This window comes from Ruminococcus sp. (assembly GCF_017549005.1).
Taxonomy (GTDB): domain Bacteria; phylum Bacillota; class Clostridia; order Oscillospirales; family Ruminococcaceae; genus Ruminococcus.
Map to the genome: position 1 here is coordinate 104,885 of NZ_JAFYYT010000047.1, position 18,054 is coordinate 122,938.

Annotated in this window: 14 protein-coding genes; 9 read left to right on the top strand and 5 right to left on the bottom strand. The window is 48.0% G+C overall.

Going from position 1 to position 18,054, the window contains the following annotated elements; all coding sequences use genetic code 11:
- Positions 1 to 59 precede the first annotated feature (59 nt).
- Together IKW96_RS12105 and ppdK are read right to left on the bottom strand one after the other, a co-directional pair.
- Positions 60 to 773 (bottom strand): hypothetical protein, encoded by a 714-nt coding sequence (locus tag IKW96_RS12105; RefSeq protein WP_296575165.1) that lies wholly within the window; start codon positions 771 to 773, stop codon positions 60 to 62.
- A 334-nt stretch (positions 774 to 1,107) separates the two neighbouring features.
- Positions 1,108 to 3,735: a pyruvate, phosphate dikinase gene (ppdK, locus tag IKW96_RS12110; RefSeq protein ID WP_296575169.1), complete on the bottom strand. Its 2,628-nt coding sequence runs from the start codon at positions 3,733 to 3,735 to the stop codon at positions 1,108 to 1,110.
- Between the two features lie 243 nt (positions 3,736 to 3,978).
- Here ppdK and IKW96_RS12115 point away from each other — a divergent pair, with 243 nt between their 5' ends.
- Together IKW96_RS12115 and glmU are read left to right on the top strand one after the other, a co-directional pair.
- Positions 3,979 to 4,623 (top strand): hypothetical protein, encoded by a 645-nt coding sequence (locus tag IKW96_RS12115; protein WP_296575171.1) that lies wholly within the window; start codon positions 3,979 to 3,981, stop codon positions 4,621 to 4,623.
- 29 nt (positions 4,624 to 4,652) lie between these two features.
- Positions 4,653 to 6,029, top strand: coding sequence for a bifunctional UDP-N-acetylglucosamine diphosphorylase/glucosamine-1-phosphate N-acetyltransferase GlmU (gene glmU, locus IKW96_RS12120; protein ID WP_296575173.1), 1,377 nt, complete (start codon positions 4,653 to 4,655; stop codon positions 6,027 to 6,029).
- 954 nt (positions 6,030 to 6,983) lie between these two features.
- Here glmU and IKW96_RS12125 read toward each other — a convergent pair.
- Positions 6,984 to 7,685, bottom strand: coding sequence for a hypothetical protein (locus IKW96_RS12125; protein ID WP_296575175.1), 702 nt, complete (start codon positions 7,683 to 7,685; stop codon positions 6,984 to 6,986).
- Between the two features lie 368 nt (positions 7,686 to 8,053).
- Here IKW96_RS12125 and IKW96_RS12130 point away from each other — a divergent pair, with 368 nt between their 5' ends.
- From IKW96_RS12130 to IKW96_RS12150, 5 genes are all read left to right on the top strand, one after another.
- Positions 8,054 to 8,722, top strand: coding sequence for a response regulator transcription factor (locus IKW96_RS12130; RefSeq protein ID WP_296575177.1), 669 nt, complete (start codon positions 8,054 to 8,056; stop codon positions 8,720 to 8,722).
- A gap of 24 nt (positions 8,723 to 8,746) precedes the next feature.
- Positions 8,747 to 11,044, top strand: a complete 2,298-nt coding sequence (locus IKW96_RS12135) for a HAMP domain-containing sensor histidine kinase (RefSeq protein WP_296575180.1) — start codon at positions 8,747 to 8,749, stop codon at positions 11,042 to 11,044.
- A 142-nt stretch (positions 11,045 to 11,186) separates the two neighbouring features.
- Positions 11,187 to 12,644, top strand: coding sequence for a hypothetical protein (locus IKW96_RS12140; RefSeq protein ID WP_296575182.1), 1,458 nt, complete (start codon positions 11,187 to 11,189; stop codon positions 12,642 to 12,644).
- 1 nt (position 12,645) lies between these two features.
- Positions 12,646 to 13,323, top strand: coding sequence for a 2-C-methyl-D-erythritol 4-phosphate cytidylyltransferase (ispD, locus tag IKW96_RS12145; RefSeq protein ID WP_296575185.1), 678 nt, complete (start codon positions 12,646 to 12,648; stop codon positions 13,321 to 13,323).
- A 188-nt stretch (positions 13,324 to 13,511) separates the two neighbouring features.
- On the top strand, positions 13,512 to 13,646 hold the full coding sequence (locus IKW96_RS12150) for a hypothetical protein (protein ID WP_296575187.1): 135 nt from the start codon (positions 13,512 to 13,514) through the stop codon (positions 13,644 to 13,646).
- 56 nt (positions 13,647 to 13,702) lie between these two features.
- On the opposite strand, the gene IKW96_RS12155 is transcribed toward IKW96_RS12150, so the two are convergent.
- Entirely contained in the window at positions 13,703 to 14,716 is a 1,014-nt protein-coding gene (locus IKW96_RS12155) for a hypothetical protein (RefSeq protein WP_296575192.1), read from the bottom strand.
- A gap of 106 nt (positions 14,717 to 14,822) precedes the next feature.
- The gene (locus IKW96_RS12160) at positions 14,823 to 15,488 is read right to left on the bottom strand and encodes a dockerin type I domain-containing protein (protein ID WP_296575195.1); all 666 of its coding nucleotides are present in this window, start codon (positions 15,486 to 15,488) and stop codon (positions 14,823 to 14,825) included.
- 222 nt (positions 15,489 to 15,710) lie between these two features.
- On the opposite strand from IKW96_RS12160, the gene metG reads away from it, so the two are divergent.
- Both metG and IKW96_RS12170 read left to right on the top strand, forming a co-directional pair.
- Positions 15,711 to 17,696, top strand: coding sequence for a methionine--tRNA ligase (gene metG / locus IKW96_RS12165; RefSeq protein ID WP_296575198.1), 1,986 nt, complete (start codon positions 15,711 to 15,713; stop codon positions 17,694 to 17,696).
- Between the two features lie 24 nt (positions 17,697 to 17,720).
- Positions 17,721 to 18,020 (top strand): hypothetical protein, encoded by a 300-nt coding sequence (locus tag IKW96_RS12170; protein ID WP_296575201.1) that lies wholly within the window; start codon positions 17,721 to 17,723, stop codon positions 18,018 to 18,020.
- Positions 18,021 to 18,054 lie beyond the last annotated feature (34 nt).

The window sequence follows — 18,054 nt, forward strand, 5'->3', positions numbered from 1 at the left end:
AAACGACCTATGAGGATTCTGGCTTATCACGTTTTACCAATATATACCATAAAAAACTATCAGACTCCTATCCTTCTCCTAAGATTTCTTCTATCCCAATCGCTCTTCACCTGAATTTCAGAAATCGTCGGATGTTTGTAGACAGACCTTGCAGAAAGGAACTCACCGAGCGTATTAGGAATATGATGAGTATCAAGTATCATACGAAGAAAAGCTATGGCGGATTTAGGATAACCAACCTTTTCTATCACTTCATGCGTGACCTCATCATTGTATGATCGTAAGAACTTTGTATACATCTTTATCAACTTAGTATGATCCACTGTACATATTTTATAATAGTTGGCACAGACTTCGAGCATAGCTATTGTATCAGTATACAGAGTAGAATATTCTATTTCATGCCTGATAAACTGCACATTACCTATCTTCATCTTGCTGTCACGCAGCAGAGAAGTATAAACTGTTCTGGTTTTGTAATCGCCTAACATGATTCCGGTGTCATGAAACAGCTTCTCACCGACTTCAAAACCTCGTCCCGAGGCAGTGAATATCTCAACTATATCATCATTTGTCAGCTTAAAGCTAAAGGGTGTATATTTGGGACGGCAATACATACCGTTGCACAGTCTGATCAGCTTCTTTTCTTTGCAGGCTCTTTCAAGCAGCTTATAATAGTATGCCTCGCTCCAGCGATTGTTACGCTCTTTTTCTTTATAGTATTTGCTTGCAATTATAGGTTCAAGCGGATCAAAGTCACAAAGCTCGATCAAAAGTTCAGTTACCGCAGTAATAAGGCATCACCTCGCACTTTTTCTTGATTATATCATGTTAAAAGAAAAGTGTCAAGTAAAAACGCATTTTACGCAAAAATCTGTCAACTAAAACACACTTTTACGTAATCTGCCTATATTTCAAGACACAAAAAAGCTCTCACAGCCGAAACTGTGAGAGCCTTATCATTAACTATTCTATCGGCTCAGACATACACGTTTACACGGATGTCACGCCAATTATGGAATTCACGCTTCTCGGACTTAGCTTTGAAGTACATCTCCGCATCGCCATGAAACAGCGTAAAATCGCCGATTTTGATATAGTCTTGAATTACTTCTTTTCGCTTATTGCAGCCTGAGCAGCAGCGAGGCGAGCGATCGGAACACGGAAAGGTGAGCAGGATACATAGTCGAGGCCGATCTTGTGGCAGAACTCAACAGATGTAGGATCACCGCCGTGCTCACCGCAGATACCGCAGTGGAGCTTTGGATTAACAGGCTTACCGAGCTTGATAGCCATTTCCATGAGCTTGCCGACACCTGTCTGGTCGAGCTTAGCGAAAGGATCGTTCTCGAAGATCTTCTTGTCGTAGTAAGCGCCGAGGAACTTGCCTGCGTCGTCACGTGAGAAGCCGTAAGTCATCTGAGTAAGGTCGTTAGTACCGAAGCAGAAGAAGTCAGCGTTCTTAGCGATCTCGTCAGCTGTAAGAGCAGCTCTTGGGATCTCGATCATTGTACCAACTTCGTACTCGAGGTTAGCGCCTGTTTCCTTGATAACAGCGTCAGCAGTCTCAACAACTACCTTCTTAACGTACTTGAGCTCCTTAACGTCGCCAACGAGCGGGATCATGATCTCAGGCTTAACGTTCCAGTCAGCGTGCTTCTTCTTAACGTTGATAGCAGCCTTGATAACAGCCTTTGTCTGCATAGCAGCGATCTCAGGATATGTTACAGCAAGACGGCATCCTCTGTGACCCATCATTGGGTTGAACTCGTGGAGTGAAGCGATGATATTCTTGATATCAGCAACTGACTTGCCCTGAGCCTTAGCGAGAGCCTCGATGTCAGCTTCTTCAGTAGGAACGAATTCGTGGAGAGGAGGATCCAGGAAACGGATAGTTACAGGGCAGCCCTCGAGAGCCTCATAGAGAGCCTCGAAGTCGTTCTGCTGCATAGGCTCGATCTTAGCGAGTGCAGCCTCACGTCCCTCAACTGTATCTGAGCAGATCATCTCACGGAAAGCAGCGATTCTGTCTGCCTCGAAGAACATATGCTCAGTACGGCAGAGACCGATACCCTCAGCGCCGAGCTCTCTTGCCTTCTTAGCGTCAGCAGGAGTATCAGCGTTTGTACGAACCTTGAGAGTTCTGTACTTGTCAGCCCAAGCCATGATTCTTCCGAACTCACCGGCAATCTGAGCGTCAACTGTAGGAATGATACCGTCGTAGATGTTACCTGTTGTACCGTCGATCGAGATATAGTCGCCTTCCTTGAAGGTCTTGCCTGCGAGCTCGAATTTCTTGTTAGCTTCATCCATCTTGATATCGCCGCAGCCTGATACGCAGCACTCACCCATACCACGTGCAACAACGGCAGCGTGTGAAGTCATACCGCCGCGGACTGTGAGGATACCCTGTGCAGCCTTCATACCTGTGATATCTTCAGGAGATGTCTCAAGACGAACGAGAACTACCTTCTCGCCCTTAGCAGCCCACTCTACAGCGTCGTCAGCTGTGAATACGATCTTACCGCAAGCAGCTCCGGGTGAAGCACCGAGACCCTTGCCGATAGGAGTAGCAGCCTTGAGAGCCTTTGTATCGAACTGGGGGTGGAGAAGTGTATCGAGGTTTCTGGGGTCGATCATTGCAACAGCTTCCTGCTCTGTCTTCATGCCCTCGTCAACGAGGTCGCAAGCGATCTTGAGAGCAGCCTGTGCAGTTCTCTTACCGTTTCTTGTCTGGAGCATATAGAGCTTCTTGTTTTCAACAGTGAACTCCATATCCTGCATATCGTGATAGTGATTTTCAAGAGTCTGGCAAACTTCCTTGAACTGAGCGAAAGCCTCAGGGAATGTCTCAGCCATCTGCTGGATAGGCATAGGAGTACGAACGCCTGCAACAACGTCCTCGCCCTGTGCGTTTGTGAGGAACTCACCCATGAGCTTCTTCTCACCTGTAGCAGGATCACGTGTGAAGGCAACACCTGTACCGCAATCGTCACCCATATTACCGAATGCCATTGACTGTACGTTAACAGCAGTACCCCATGAGAAAGGAATATCGTTATCACGTCTGTAAACGTTAGCTCTTGGGTTATCCCATGAACGGAATACAGCCTTGATAGCGCCGATGAGCTGCTCCTTAGGATCGTCCGGGAAGTCCTTGCCGATCTTAGCCTTGTACTCAGCCTTGAACTGGCCTGCGAGCTCCTTGAGGTCGTTAGCGTCGAGCTCAACGTCCTGAGTTACGCCCTTCTTAGCCTTCATCTGGTCGATAAGCTCTTCAAAGTACTTCTTACCAACTTCCATAACTACGTCAGAATACATCTGGATGAATCTTCTGTAGCAGTCCCAAGCCCATCTTGGGTTATTTGACTTTTCTGCGATAGTGTTAACAACTGTCTCGTTGAGACCGAGGTTAAGGATTGTATCCATCATGCCAGGCATTGAAGCTCTTGCGCCTGAACGAACAGAAACGAGGAGAGGATTCTCCTTATCGCCGAACTTCTTTCCTGTGATTCCTTCCATTTTAACGATATACTCGTTGATCTCTGCCATGATCTCGTCAGAGATTCCGCCGTCCTCATAATACTGAGTACAAGCCTCTGTTGTGATGGTGAAGCCCTGAGGAACAGGGAGACCGATGTTTGTCATCTCAGCGAGGTTAGCGCCCTTACCGCCGAGAAGCTCTCTCATGTTGGCATTACCCTCTGAGAAAAGGTAACAATACTTATTTGCCATTGGTGTATACCTCCATTTTTTACATTACCGGACGCTTATCCGAAGGGACATCATCCGAGTTAAACATATTATAACACATTAAAGAAAAAATTACCATATTTTCAATGCCAAAAATAAGACGTTAAAAATGCTATATTTGTACAAAAATCAACAAAGCGGAGTAATTTTCGCAAAAAACACTTGCATTTACGGCTAAAGTATGTAAAAATAGGTGTATGAGCGCATGAAAGGAGAACGTGAAACATGAAAAAGCTTACAGCATTGCTTGTTGTATGCCTGATGGCGGTCTGCGCGGCTTCGTGCAGTGAAAAGCCGGGCAAGGCAAAGAGCGGGGAGAACGCAGCTCAGGCAACTGCTCAGGCGCAGACTGAGACGCCTGTCCCGGCAGAAGCGGAACAGACTCTCAAGAAATTTGCGGAAAGCAGTGTATCAGGCGAAGTTGATACAATGATAAAGTGTATGTACCCCGAGGAAATGATAGAGGGTATGGAAAAGTCGGGCATGAAGCAGGAATTTGCCGCAGCTATGAGCTCGGGCGCAGGCGGAACGCTCAGGACTTTCAGCACGGACGGCGGAAAAAGACTCAGCGACGAGGCTATAAAGTCCGCACAGCAGTATTTTGACGCATTTGCTCTGGGTCTGCAGATAAGCGGCAGGAGCTATCAGATAAAGGACGGCTACGGCGTAAATGTCAATATCGGCATAGAAAAAGACGGCGAGACCAGTGAGTTTACCGATCCCGTAACGGTAGTCCTCGTTGAGGGGGAAGGCTGGAAACTCATACCTGCGTCGGAAGAGTATCTTCTCGGTATGACACAGCAGCCGTCTGAACAGGCAGAGGCGACAACACAGGAGCAGGAGACATCAGAGCCTGCGCCGCAGAAATGACACTGCGGCTATTTGAGGAGGTATAAAACATGAATAAAGCTGTAATTTTAGCGGGCGGACAGGGCAAGCGAATGAAAGCGGAAATGCCCAAGCCCCTTTTCAGGGTCCTCGGCGAGCCTATGCTACGCTGGGTAATAACTGCCTGCGAGTCGGCAGATATAGCTGATATCTGCGTGGTAAAGGGCTTCAAGGGCGAAATGATCGACGAATATCTCGGAAAGAAGTACACAACTGTCCTTCAGGCTGAGAGACTGGGTACAGGCCATGCGGTACAGCAGGCTATCCCCTTCCTTGAGAACGATACCAGCGGCAATACCCTTGTACTCTGCGGCGACGCCCCATTCATCGACGAGGAAACTATCAGAAACTCCCTTGCAATGCACGAAAAACAGGGAAATGCAGTAACAGTAATAACCGCAGAACTGGAAAATCCCTTCGGCTACGGAAGAATAATCCGCAGCGCAAAGGGAATAAGCGGCATTGTTGAACAGAAAGACGCGACTGACGAGCAGAAAGCCGTAAAGGAAGTAAATTCCGGCGCCTACTGGTTCAGGACTGCCGATCTTGTGGAGCTCCTCGGAAAGCTCACCAACGATAACGCCCAGAACGAGTACTACCTGACGGATACGGTTTCCATAGCCATTTCTGAGGGCAAGAACGCAGGAGCTTTCAAGTCGGACAATGCCGACATAATCAAGGGGGCAAACGACAGGAAAGATCTCCTCGAGCTCAATACATACGCAAGAATGGCGGTTATCAACAAGCACCTCGAAAACGGCGTGGAGTTCACCTGTACTGACGGCGTTATCATCGAGCGCGGCGTTGAGATAGGTGTAGGCACGGAGATACTCCCCAACACTATCCTGAGAAGGAACACATCGGTGGGCAGAAACTGCGTTATCGGACCCAATACTGTAGTTGAGAACTGCAAGATAGGCGACAGCGTAAAGCTCAATACCGTTCAGGCTTATGATTCTGTTATCGAATCAGGCGTTCATATTGGCCCTTACGTACATATCCGCCCCGACAGCCTTATCAGGTCTGAGGCAAAGATAGGCGACTTCGTGGAGATAAAGAACTCCACTATCGGTGAAAAGACGGCTATCGCACACCTTGCATACGTCGGCGACAGCGACATCGGAAAGCGCGTGAACATCGGCTGCGGAACCGTTACCGTAAACTACGACGGTATTGCAAAGAGCCGCTGCGTTATCGGCGACAACTGCTTCATCGGCTGCAATACAAACCTTATAGCTCCCGTAAAGCTCGGAAAAGCCGTTTATACAGCCGCAGGAACAACAGTGACGAGAGATGTTCCCGATTACGCGCTTGCCATTGACAGAGGCGTTATGAAGATAAACGAGGGCTATACCCTCAGAAAGCTCAAGACAAAGCTTGGAAAATAAATAAAAAAGCAATTATTGCGTTCGGGAGCTGCCGGACGCAGTAACTGCATGGAACGAGAAAAAGGTCTGCCCGTGAGCAGACCTTTTCATATATGGTATAGAACGAAAACAGCAAAAGAATAACGACCTTCATTGACACCCTCTCAATAGCCAATCAAGGTCGCTATCAGGTGACGCCGAGCACCCTCTATACTCAGACGTCATTTACGGCGGGCACAAATTCCGCAGTGCCTTATACCTGTTTGCTATGCTGCCACGACTGCGCTAACGTATCAAGCGTCATTAAACTGCTTTAGGCGATTAAACATATTATAGGCATTAATGTTTAATAACAGTTGTGATTAGTCAGAAGTCTGCTGAAACTGGATGGTTGGAATTGGGATCCGGCGGAGTTTAAAACCGGATCGAGCAACACAGGATATAATTGCCGATTTTGTTACAGGACACATAATATATCTTAACATTATTATGTGGTGGTAGAGAAGCCGATTTTTCGGCACATTTCTCTTCCAACAATTGTATTATAGACCATGTGGGGCGGAAGTTCAATTGATTATATTGCTCGAAATTAGCACTATATTGCTAAAATTGATATAAAGTTTTAAATTAAGAAATTATTAACAATCATTCTGTTTTGATTTGTTAATATTTTGTTTACAATCCGAGTGAAATATTGTTAGTATATTTTTCAGAACAAAAAAGCAATTGAATATTTCCTATAATTACGCCGTTTGCAGAGTTGATATATTTAACAGCACAAAAGTGATATGTTCGTCATTATGCTCAAAAGCCGAACTGACCATGTTTCATTTAAATATTATTAAAAATAGCAACAATTGACTTGTGGCCGCAATTTTTGCAAAATATACTGATTTTTTACATAATCTAATTTTTTAATTAAAATTTCCTGTCTGTAGAAAGCATAAAAGCTCCGACCGCAGTCGGAGCCTGATGTCATATTATACCGTTTTCGGCGTTTTCGATGCGGCTCTTGTAATAAGCCTCTTCCCATGAAAAATCCATATTCTTGAAGAGCTTCAGACAGCCCTCCGCGTTGCTGACAGCTCCGTTGAGTCCCTCGCTGTCGCCTGCCCTCGCAAAGATATACACTGCCGTTACGAATATCTCCAGTAGAGTGACATCGTTCTTGCCCTGCGGTTTATAGCCGAATTTCAGCAGTTTCAGTGCAGGAGTGTAGCTCTTAGCGGCACAGTCCGCCAGTGAAAGGGCGATATACAGGTCTGCCTGCTTTTTCTGCGACATTTTAGGTGTCTGCTTCTGCAAAAAGCCTATATTCCGTGTACGGAAGTCCTCGGCGTCGCGCCAGTTGCCAATCTTGCTGATAGTTCTCAGCATACCCGTGCAATAGTCGAAGCGCTCCTCGCCGCCGAGCTTCTTTTCGGCAAGTTTGTCAAGGTAAAAGGCCGCCGTTTTATGGTCCATTATCTTGTCGTAAAGGGACGCGAGCTGTATGATATCGAAGGGAGCGGGCTTTTTGGCGTTGTCGATGAAAGCGTCCGAATAAGCGTCGCAGAGCTCTCTGGTATAGCCGTTCTCAACGAAAAGACTATAGACGTCCACATATTTTTTCAGCTCGGCTGCACTCGAAGCAAGCAGCGGAAATCCTATTTTTTTACGCTCCATAGGTGATAACATTTGCGCCCCTCCTATCTATATTAATGTAGTGTACGTATAACAATTTATATAGTATCATTACAAAAAACATATAATGAGTAAAAACAGTAAATTATAGTTTCTATTCTGTATATCAATTTTAGCACAAATCTATCTTATAGTCAACATTTGCGGAACCTTATAATACAAAACTGTTGAAGTGCACAAAAATGCAACGAATTTTTTTCCTAATCAACATATTGAACATTTTGTTTTTTTAAGCTTATTTCAATTTTTTGTGTTATAATAGTATTAGAGTGGAATGGTATACTCATCAAGAGCTGATCTCAGCATTTCCACAGCTTATTTATGCCGCATACGGCGGCTGAAATATCAAGGGGGTATTTATTATGAGACTTCTCGTTGTAGAGGACGAGATGCAGCTTGCGGACGCCCTGTCCGAGATACTTAAAAGAAATATGTACAATGTCGATACCGTTTACGACGGAATAGACGGGCTCGATAATGCGCTCACAGGCGTTTATGACTGTATAATACTCGATATCATGCTTCCCGGCATGAACGGTATCGAGATCCTGAGGAAGCTGAGACAGGAAAAGATAAACACTCCTGTACTGCTCCTTACCGCGCGCAGCGAGATAGAGGACAAGATAAACGGCCTCGACTGCGGCGCCGACGACTACATAACTAAACCGTTCGTTACGGGCGAGCTCCTTGCGCGTATACGCGCTCTCACAAGAAGAAAGGGCGAGCTCGTTGATGAAAAGAGGCTCGACTACAACGGTCTCGAGCTGAATAAAAATACCTGTTCCGTAATGTGGCGCGGAAACGATGTGAAGCTCTCCCTCAAGGAGTACCAGATAATGGAGCTCCTCATATCAAACCCGAAGCAGATACTTCCAAAGGAAAGGATAATCGAGAAGATATGGGGCTATGAGAGCGACGTGGAGTACAATAATATTGAAGTGTATATCTCTTTCCTGAGAAAGAAGCTCTCGGTGATATCGGCTCCCGTACAGATAAAAACTGCCCGCGGGATAGGCTATTCACTGGAATAAAACTATAAAAAGGAGGAATGACAGATGTTCAGAAAAGTACATGACCGAATGTTCAATAAAGCGCAGATGAAGCTTTTCGGTATGATCGTCAGTATTCTTCTTGCTGTTTTTATTGCACTTATAATCGGAATAAACGTTATCACGGAAGCGGTCATGAGTGAGGAGTCAAAGGAGGTATTGCAGGATATCGCCGCAAATCTCGGCTATAATGAGGAAAAGCACGAATTCTATTTTGATTCAAGAGATACTGCCAATGACGGCAGGAACAATAATCCTCCGCCGAAGCCCGCAGACGATAAGAAGGTGACTTCTTCCTCGGGAACTGCTGCTGCCTCTTCGGGAACAGCTCCCGCATCCACGGAGACTACGGCTGAAAACACAGACGCGGCAACTGAGGGCGAGGAAAATACATCAGGAGATAATTCCGATGGAAATACTTCCGAACCCGGCACTGAACCACAGCAGACCGAGCCCAAAAGCGAAGAATTTACCTGGTTCGCTATCCCGACCAGCCCAGGCGGATTTACTGTCCCCGGCAGCGGCGGTCAGAGCTGGAGCGACTGGAACAAGGACAAGGGCGACAATAACGGTCAGGGCGGTCAGAACTGGAGCGGCTTTGGATTCGGCGGCGGTCAGGACTGGACCAAGTGGAGTGAAGATGACTGGAAAAAGTGGAGCGAGCAGAACAACGGTCAGGACTGGAGCCAGTGGAACAACCAGAACGGCGGTCAGGACTGGAGTCAGTGGAACAACCAGAACGGCAGTCAGGACTGGAGTCAGTGGAACAACCAGAACGGCAGTCAGGACTGGAGTCAGTGGAACAACCAGAACAGCGGCCAGGACTGGAGCCAGTGGAACAATCAGAACCAGAATCAGGACTGGAACAACGGCATAAACGGCTGGAAATGGGACGGAACCAAATGGGTAAACGAGGACGGCAGCACATGGGACGGTCAGGGAACTCCTCCCTGGTTCACTCAGCCTCAGGGCAAGAACGAGAACTGGTGGGGCAGCTCGAATCCCTACACATGGTGGATGCCTAACAACCCCATGAACCCCATGAACCCCGATAATCAGTACATCAAGAAGTTCAATGAATACGATAAACACCTTACCCCGAAGGTAAGCAGCGGCGTTCCCGATGCAGAGGAGGCAGAGGCAGATACGGACAGCGAGTCAAGCGACGCGGTACTCACTCAGACAGCCTGCGACAGCGGCGACTATCAGATAGTACAGCTCGGCTTCTATGGAGAAAGCTACGCTCCGTATTCGAATACAGGCTCTTCAACTCCTAAGAACAAGACAAGCGTTGAGGCTATACCTGAGAATATCGGTTCTATCAAGTACTTTGCCATAATGGCTGATACCAACGGCAAGTACCTTGCAACTCTCTACAACGACTACATCATCGACGAGAGAGCCCAGAGGTACACGAGCGCTATCATAAACGACAGAAAGGATACGGGTATGATAAACTCGTATCAGTACTACAGGGCAAGCAAGCCGAACGGCACTATCATGATACTTACGGACAAGAGCTCGGAAAAGGATATGCTCAACCAGCTCAAGCGCACTACAATAATCGTAGGTATCATAGCCCTTATAGTTCTTTCAGTGCTCGCATACTTCCTCAGCAAGAAGAGCATTCAGCCTATCAGGGAAGCATTCGACAAGCAGAAGCAGTTCGTTTCCGACGCGAGCCATGAGCTGAAAACTCCTCTTACTGTAATATCCACAAATGCGGACGTTCTCGAGGGTGAGATAGGCGATAACAAGTGGCTTGCATACATAAAATCGCAGACCGACCGTATGAGCGTTCTCGTAAACGACCTTCTTAACCTCACAAGGCTGGAAAACAGCAATAATGAGCTGGAGCGCAGATACTTTAACCTCAGCAAGGCTATTGCGAATACGGCTCTGCCATTTGAGTGTCAGGCGTTCGAGAGCAATAAGAAGTTCGAGGTCAATATCGAGGACAACATCATGCTCAGCGGCAGCGAGAAGCACATCAAGCAGATGGCGGCGATATTCATCGACAACGCCCTCAAGTACTCCAACGACGGCGGTACGATACAGGTAACGCTTAAACGTTCGGGCGAAAGAAAGCTGTTCTCGGTATACAACACAGGTCAGGGCATAAAGGAAGCCGATACCGAAAAGATATTCGAGCGCTTCTACCGCAGCGACGAATCAAGAAACCGTGCTACAGGCGGTTACGGACTTGGACTTGCGATCGCAAAATCAGTTGCAGACAAGCATAAGTTCAAGATACACGTACTCAATCAGCCAGGCAAGAGCGTATGCTTCATCGTTACGATGTAATTGAATAAAAAGTCGGAACCGCAAGGGAGCTCTGCTTCCTTGCGGTTTTTCAGCTTGCGGAGATTTTTTTCGTTGACACTTTTCATAATGTATATTATAATAAGTGTGAATATCAGTTATCACCAGGAAAGGAAACTATCCAATGCAAAAGGCGTATAAGATAAAAATGGGCAGAGCTGTCTGTGCAGCTGACCTCGGCGACGGCAGCGAAAGAGGCGAATACGTCAGTCAGGACTACATACTCAGCAGGCTCGGCAGACCGCACAGGAGCGTCAGTCTCATGTACTGCTACTATCCTCTCGACAAGGAGTGGCCTGCGCGTATATCCGAGTACTACAAGGACAAGAAGATAGCATTCCAGTGGGACTACCCCTATGACGACTATTTCCCGTATCTCGGTGGTCTTGATGGCAGCAGGGACGGGGAGCCCTTTGAGTCCATGCGCGATATACGCAGGCACGGTCAGGACGTTACCCTTACACTCACTATTGACCCGTTTGTTTCCGACGAGCACCTTGCGGCTATAGGCGAGGACCTGAAAAGCTTCGGCAGGCTTTTCCTGCGTATAAACCATGAGGCTACGGGGAACTGGTTCCAGTTCAACAGGAGAGCGGATTACCGGCAGGTGGCGGACTTTTACTGCCGCGCCGTGAAAATAATAAAAGAACACGCGCCGAATGTCCGGACTGTCCTCTGTATCGGAGGTATCGAGGACATAAATGCCGAAAAAATGGTGAAAGAAGAGGAGTTCGCACAGGCTGTCCTCGATACGGATATATGGTCGGTGGACAAGTATATGGCTCTCCACTGGGGCTGGCCGACAGATGTTGCCGAGAGCGGCGGTACTACTCACAACAGGTGCTCTGTACGTGAGATATTCGAGCTCACAAGACGGAGCTATGAGCGGTTCAGGTACCTTAACGGCGGCATTTCAAAGCCTATGGTCATGTCGGAGCATAATGCGGACGGAAACGTGACAGGTCCTTATGAACAGGCGGATATGATAAGGCTTTTCTGCGATATTATTGAAGAAGAAAAGGCGGACTGGCTGTCGGGCATCTGCTTTTATCAGTTCCGCGACCGCGGACGGCTAGGACTTGAGCGCGAAGACCCGAACAACGCCGCTGTTGGCATAGAACAGCCCGTAATGCAGACCTACAGGGAGCTCATAAACAGGGAAAGATTCCTCCCCTCGATGACTATGGGCGGCGAGACGGAGCTGCCTGTGAAGCTCATATGGAGAAGCTCCGAGGACGCGGAGGGAATAGCCATACCTGTTTATTTTGAAGCTCCGCCCGTGTTCTGCGAGCTGTACTTCGAGGACGACTCAAACCTTATGCTGGAGCTCAACGGACGCTGGTTCTACAAGTCTCCGGCGACGAAATGCGTTGACCTCATGCCTGCGTTTTACGAAAAGAATATACAGGGCGGCAGCGAGCTGACACTGAAGCTCTTTGCACCTCCGGCAAGCGGTGAAAACGACCTCACAGCAGAGGACGGAATGTTCAGTTACAGCTTCACCCTCGAAAAGCTCCCCGTGATACGCATAAGAACAGCTCCAATAGAGCCCGATAAGGATAAAAAGAAAGGAAACAGCTGATATGAAAACATCTGTAGTTATAGTATGTGCAGGAAATTCCACAAGAATGGGCGGCGTGAACAAGATACTGCTCCCGCTTGGCGAAAGGAAGGTCATAGGCGTGACCATGCAGGCTTTTCAGGCTTGCGGGAGCGTCTGTGAGATAGTGATAGTTGCCCGTGAAGCCGATATCCCGGCGATACAGGAGGAAGCACGGCTCGCAGGCATTACGAAGCTCGCAGCCTGCACCACAGGCGGAGCCACCCGTCAGGAGAGCGTAATCAACGGCATTAAGAAGATATCAAAGGACAGCGAGCTCGTTGCAGTCCATGACGGCGCTCGCCCCCTCGTAAAGCCCGAACACATCGAAAAGGTCATAAAGGACGCTTCCATATTCGGCGGCGCAACTCTCGGGGTTCCCGTAAAGGATACCATAAAATCAGTGGACGGCGGACTTATAGTCGATACTCCGCCGAGGAGCACACTCTATATCACCCAGACTCCGCAGATATTCAAGCGCGGACTGTATTTTGAGGGAATAGATTTTGCCCTCGAGCACGGACTTGACTTCACCGACGACTGCCAGCTCGTTGAAGCTATCGGCGGCAAGGTGGCAATGACCGTAGGCGACTATACCAACATAAAGATAACGACTCCCGAGGATATCGCCATAGCAGAAGTATTATTGAAGCAGAGATAAGAAAAGCGCCCCGAAAGAATATGCGCGGTACTCGTAAAGAAGTTTATATGGGATTTACCGGGGGAAACCTTTCTGAGGAAAGGTTCTCCCCCGAACCCCCTTCCAAAGACTTTTAACCCAAATTTTTCCAAACAGGACGCCTGACATAATAAAAACGCCCTCTGTATATCTTACAGGGGGCGTCCTGTTTGGAAAAATTTAAGCTGGAAGTTTTAGGAAAGGAGTTTGAGGATTACTCCCCGTTGTACGGGGAGATGTCCGAAGGACAGAGGGGACAGGTCCCTGTTAGGGAAACCCTTTTTCAAAAGGGTTTCCCTCAATAAATTCTCACAAATACTCCTCTATGCGTATCACACATACTCTTTCGGGGCGTTTTGTATCAGCCTGTAAGAAACTCCTCAAAGCTCTTGGGTTCACTTGATGAGGAGATGAAAGCGTAGTAGGAAAGTATCTTTGAAGCGTCCACTGCGTCCACAAGGCCGTCGCCTGTTACATCGCAGGTCGCAAGGCATTTCTCGTCGGGGGCTTCCTCGCCGATGGAGAACCTCGCGTAAGCTCCGAGAACATAAGATGAATCCACAGCGTCGATAATGCCGTTCCCCGTGGGATCGCCCAGCATATACAAGCTTTTCGGAGCTGTAGTAACGGGCTGGGTTGTCGTTACGGTGGTCGTGGTTGAAGTAGTCGAAGTGGTCGTGCTTGTTGTGGTGGAAGTCGTTGTAGTAGTGGAAGTAGTAGTCGTGGTAGTTTCAGTCACGGTAGTAGTGGTAACGGGTTCTTTTATCCTGATATAGCCGTGCTGGATACCGTTTGTGAATATCCAGGCTTCCATGAGCTGACCTGTGCGGTCGTTGTTGATATTGGTGAAAAGGTCGTTTGTAAGCTCCTTGTGCTGATACTCTATGCAGACAGGGAAAACGTCCCCTGCCTTTACGTCGTCGGGCAGCCTGAAGCTGAAGCTCCACATAACGCCGTCCTTGCCGCTGTCAGTACTGCCTGCTGTGACAAGGCAGAAGCTGTGCGGACCCGAAACGAACTGCACGTCATCGAGCTTTGCAATGGCCTTGCCCCTGTCGGCGCAGAAATCGCCGTCCATAACAAGGGTAAGCCTTTCATCGTAATTGATATGCAGAGCTGTAGGAGCATACTTATTATTTGCGCCTTTAATGGTCATATCTATGGTACGGACGGGCTCGGCTTCTGCTTCCTCGAGTGTGAGCTCAAGGCGGCTCAGGGAGAGCGTAGGCTTTACGGGCGAATCAAACGGGTCTATGTCCTCGAGTATGTACGGGTCTCCTATCGCCTTGTCCGCGACTGCAAAATGAGGCAGAAAATTGGCTGAAACAATAAAATACGCTGCTACTGCCGCTCCCAGTAACCTCGCAAGTTTCATAGAAATTCTCCTCTCCGAGTTATATTTCTATATATATTATAACATTGCGAAATTACCATTTCAATAGATAATGTGTTAATTTTTCGCTTTTTTTGGAGCGTAAAATTTATATTTTTAATTCAAAGTATTCCGCCAGCGACCTGGTTCCGTTTGTGGATCTGTAAGCATAGTATATCAGTATTCTTGAAGCGTCCACCGCGTCGATAAGTCCGTCCTTGTTTATGTCGGAGGTCGCAATTTCCTGTTCTGTTGGGCTTTCGGTTCCCGTTGAGAATACAGCATATGATTTCAGCACCCTTGAAGCGTCAACTGCGTCTATGATACCGTCGCCTGTGGGATCGCCGAGCCTGACGACTCTGCGCCAGTAAAACGAACAGCCGTCAACGCCCTCCTTGTGTATGAGGTCGGTACCGTCATAAACAAGGGTCTCGCTTGAGTCTGTAACGACCTCGCCGCTGACTATCTGCCATTTCACGGAAGGACTGCTGCCCGAGCCGTGGTCTATCAGTACCCAGCCGTCGGGACTGAAGGTGTATATCCAGTCGATATATATTCCCTTCGATGCCGTAAGGTCTTCTCCGCTTGCCTTGTCGATGACCTTGTATATATGCCAGTCGCCCACAAGCTTTTCCTCTGTTATCGGAACGACTTTTATCTCCGTGACAGTCTGCTTTGCATCACTCTCGGACGCAGACGCGGCTGTGACTGAACCGAACGGAATAATGAGCATAGCTGACGCGAGAAATGCTGCTGATATTTTTCGTAATTTCATTATGATCACTCCTTCTTTTTGCCTGTATGGCAGGTCTATGTTTATATTATACCAAAAAAGCGGTTTTTGTCAACTGATTTTGTGCTGTCAGGCTGAAATAATTATACAGATGTAAAATACAAAAAAAGCGTGACAACGCAGGAAAAATGTGCTATAATATAATTTGTATCCCTTTCTTTCATTTGGAAACGGGAAATAAACACTAAGATTGGAGCGATCCTTATGTCAAAGAAACCCTTTTACATTACCACACCGATTTATTATCCGTCGGGCGATCCGCATATCGGACACTGCTACACCACAGTAGCCTGCGATACTATAGCCCGTTACAAGCGAATGCAGGGTTATGACGTAATGTTCCTTACAGGCACAGACGAGCACGGCCTGAAAATAGAGCAGAAAGCTGCCGAGCAGGGCGTAACTCCCAAGGAGTACGTTGACGTTATCGTGAGCAAATTCAAGAACCTCTGGAAATACATGAACATTTCCTACGACAGATATATCCGTACCACTGACGACTACCACGTAGAAGCGGTACAGAAGATATTCAAGGCTCTCTACGACAAGGGCTACATCTACAAGGGCGAATATTCGGGCAAGTACTGCACTCCATGCGAGAGCTTCTGGACAGACTCCCAGCTTGACGAGAACGGTTGCTGTCCCGAGTGTCACAGACCTGTCAAGTTCGCAAAGGAAGAAGCTTATTTCTTCAAGATGTCTCCCTTTGCTGAGCGTATAGAGAAGCTCCTCATGGAGACAGACTACCTCCGTCCGAAGACAAGAGCTGTTGAGCTGGTAAACAACTTCATCAAGCCCGGTCTCGAGGACCTCTGCGTATCGCGAACCTCATTCACATGGGGAGTTCCCGTATCTTTCGACGAAAAGCACGTTGTATACGTATGGATAGACGCGCTTTCAAACTATATCACAGCTCTCGGCTATGAGAACTCGGCACACAGCGACTTTGAGAAGTACTGGCCTGCCGACGTTCATATGGTTGCAAAGGACATCATGCGTTTCCACGCTATCATATGGCCTGCAATGCTCATGGCTCTCGACCTGCCTCTCCCGAAGCACCTTGCAGTACACGGCTATATCACAATGCAGAGCAAGGGCGGCGAGAGCGTAAAGATGTCGAAGTCCCTCGGCAATGTAGTTGACCCCTTCGTACTTGGCGAGCGTTACGGCTGCGACTCCATAAGATACCATATCCTCCGCGAAATGGCTCTCGGAGCAGACAGCCTCTTCTCAAACGAGATAATGATAAACCGTATCAATTCCGACCTTGCAAACGGCTTCGGAAACCTTGTTTCACGTACCGTCGCAATGGCTGACAAGTATTTCGGCGGAACTCTCCCGACAGAGCGCGAAAGCAACGCTCTCGACGACGAGTTCAAGGCAACAGTTTCCGCACTCTGCGGCGAAGTTGACAAATGTATCGACGAGACAAAGCTCAAACAGGCTCTCGAGGAGATATCAAAGGTCGTTGACCGTGCAAACAAGTACATCGACGAGACAGAGCCGTGGAAGCTTGGCAAGGACGAGGCTAAGAAGGCTCGCCTTGCGGCAGTTCTCTACAATCTTCTTGAAGCTATCCGTATAACCTCATCTCTCCTCGCCCCCTTCATGCCTACCACAATGCCGAAGGTATGGGAGCAGATAGGCGCAACAGCAGCAGATGTCGAGTACGAAAAGCTCGGCAGGTTCGGCGTACTTCCCGAGAATGTAACAGTCCATAAGGGAGAGATACTCTTCCCGAGAATAGACGTTGACAAGGAGATAGAGGAGCTCAACGCCATACTCACAAAGAATATGGAGGCTGCAAAGGCAAAGCTCTCAGCAGAGGAAAAGGGCGAAGCTCCCGCAGAAGCTGTACAGCTCGCACCCGAGATAACTATCGACGACTTTGCAAAGGTAGAGATAAGAGTTGCAAAGGTAGTTGCCTGTGAAAAGGTGAAGAAGTCGGACAAGCTCCTTTGCCTGCAGCTTGACGACGGAATGGGCGGACGTCAGGTAGTATCGGGAATCGCTCAGTATTACCAGCCCGAGGACCTTATCGGAAAGAAGCTCCAGCTCATTGCAAACCTCAAGCCCGTAAAGCTCAGAGGAGTTGACAGCAACGGCATGATCTGCGCGGCTGATACTCCCGACGGAGTTAAGGTGATATTTGTGGACGACAGCATACCTGTCGGCTCAAAGGTAAGATAAATGTACGGGGAGATATACTCCTCGGTGAAGCGTTGGCTTCAGGAGATATCGCAGAAATATCAGGGCAAAGTAAAAATAACGGTAAAGAACGACTCTCCCGGACACTTTTGGGCAGACGTTGACACTGACCGCTGTTTTGGCGAGCTTATAGTATCGGAGAGCGGATTCCGCCCTTACAGATACGTGTCCTTCACTGTACTTGACAGCAGGGCGGATACAGCGCAGCAACCTGTTTTCGTATACTTTGACAGCGAAAAAGATACTCCCGGGGACGTTCTCCGCGGACTTGACAAGGGTATTGCCTTTATCATCACTGATATTTAGTTTTTTAAGCCCCTGACATTATGTCAGGGGCTTG